At 48.0% G+C, this 1,443-nt stretch carries 3 protein-coding genes; all 3 read left to right on the forward strand.

All coding sequences use genetic code 11. From position 1 onward, the window contains the following. Window positions 1–281: 281 nt before the first annotated feature. The 3 genes from E4634_RS20790 to E4634_RS20800 all read left to right on the forward strand — a co-directional run bounded on the left by E4634_RS20790 (window position 282) and on the right by E4634_RS20800 (window position 1,321). Window positions 282–524 (forward strand): hypothetical protein, encoded by a 243-nt coding sequence (locus E4634_RS20790; protein WP_135446611.1) that lies wholly within the window; start codon window positions 282–284, stop codon window positions 522–524. Window positions 525–619: 95 nt separating this feature from the next. Further along, the gene (locus E4634_RS20795; protein ID WP_135446612.1) at window positions 620–976 is read left to right on the forward strand and encodes a hypothetical protein; all 357 of its coding nucleotides are present in this window, start codon (window positions 620–622) and stop codon (window positions 974–976) included. A 102-nt stretch (window positions 977–1,078) separates the two neighbouring features. Continuing rightward, on the forward strand, window positions 1,079–1,321 hold the full coding sequence (locus tag E4634_RS20800) for a hypothetical protein (protein WP_135446613.1): 243 nt from the start codon (window positions 1,079–1,081) through the stop codon (window positions 1,319–1,321). The last annotated feature ends 122 nt before the right edge of the window (window positions 1,322–1,443 follow it).

Below are 1,443 nucleotides of genomic sequence, written 5' to 3' on the forward strand. Positions count from 1 at the left end.
ATGCTTCGGCGCCACTCAGAGGTTTCAAGACGTCAGATTAAGGGGACATATATGTCAAAAATCTTCGATCGTTCGGCTCACTTTAGCTACGCCGGAGTAGTGTGTTCTTTCGTCTTGCCCAGCTCTCTGGCCCAGTTGCTGAAAGGGGCCTCTTCTGCCGAACCTCACAAAATAACAAGTGCGGGCAGTTCGCTCCCTTCGGTCGCCGGACGCGCGTACCGCGCGCCCGCTGCCGCTCAGCGTTATGTGCTCTGCGTCCAGATGCGACATGGTAGTTTCTTATGACATATGAAAAAGAAGTTGAATTGTTAGAGCGAATCATAGAAAACCAAGAGTTGCAGTTGAGACGTCAGGACGAAGCGCTTGAAATTCAACGAGAGCAGTTTCAAAGAGCAGAAGCCTTACAAGAGAGAGCTGAAAAACTACAGTTAAGAGCTGAGAAAACCCAAAAGGTTGGAAAGCTCGCTATCTACATGCTTATGGGTGGAGTGATTCTTATTGTTGGTGTGCTGTTTCTGGCATGAGTAAGCACATAACAAGGCAAGGCAGCAAGGGCGCTTCGCGCCGGGACCCGCTAACGCGGGCCCCTGCTTGAAGCGTTATGCATTGAGGGTCGGTCATGGACAGAAATGAAATTATCCAAAAGCTGGAAACTTTAAGCTCGGAGTTTGAAGAGCTATTAATCCATTTTGATCAGCCCAAAGAAGGCATGAGTAGAATGGAAACTGTTAGCTTCGTCTCAGAACAGTATTCGGGCATAAAAGATAGAGTGGTGGATTTTAGAAAACAACTCGAAAAAGATGAGCGAGATGATCGCTTGAGTCGAGATGAAGAGGCATTCTTGGTTCCAGCTATCAGAGAGGTTGCTTTGCATTGTAAGGCGCGAAAAGGTTCAAAGAACGTGCAAGAACTCAAATCCTCAATCTACGATGGCCAAAGCTACTGCTCATACTGGTTGGCACAGCTAAATGCATAACAAGTCAAGGCAGCAAGGGCGCTTCGCGCCGGGACCCGCTAACGCGGGCCCCTGCTTGAAGCGTTATGTGCTCTGCGTCCAGATGCGACATGGAAGTTTCTGATGACAAATGAAAAAGAAGTTGAATTGTTAGAGCGAATCATAGAAAACCAAGAGTTACAGTTGAGACGTCAGGACGAAGCGCTTGAAATTCAAAGAGAGCAGTTTCAAAGAGCGGAAGCCTTACAAGAGAAAGCTGAAAAAATACAGTTAAGAGCAGAGAAAACCCAAAAGGTTGGAAAGCTCGTTATCTACATGCTTATGGGTGGAGTGATTCTTATTGTAGGTGTGCTGTTTCTGGCATGAGTAAGCACATAACAAGGCAAGGCAGCAAGGGCGCTTCGCGCCGGGACCCGCTAACGCGGGCCCCTGCTTGAAGCGTTATGTGTTACTCGCAAATGCCGGGCGAACTTCCGATTGATTTCTTC

This window comes from Mangrovimicrobium sediminis, assembly GCF_004745945.1.
Taxonomy (GTDB): domain Bacteria; phylum Pseudomonadota; class Gammaproteobacteria; order Pseudomonadales; family Halieaceae; genus Mangrovimicrobium; species Mangrovimicrobium sediminis.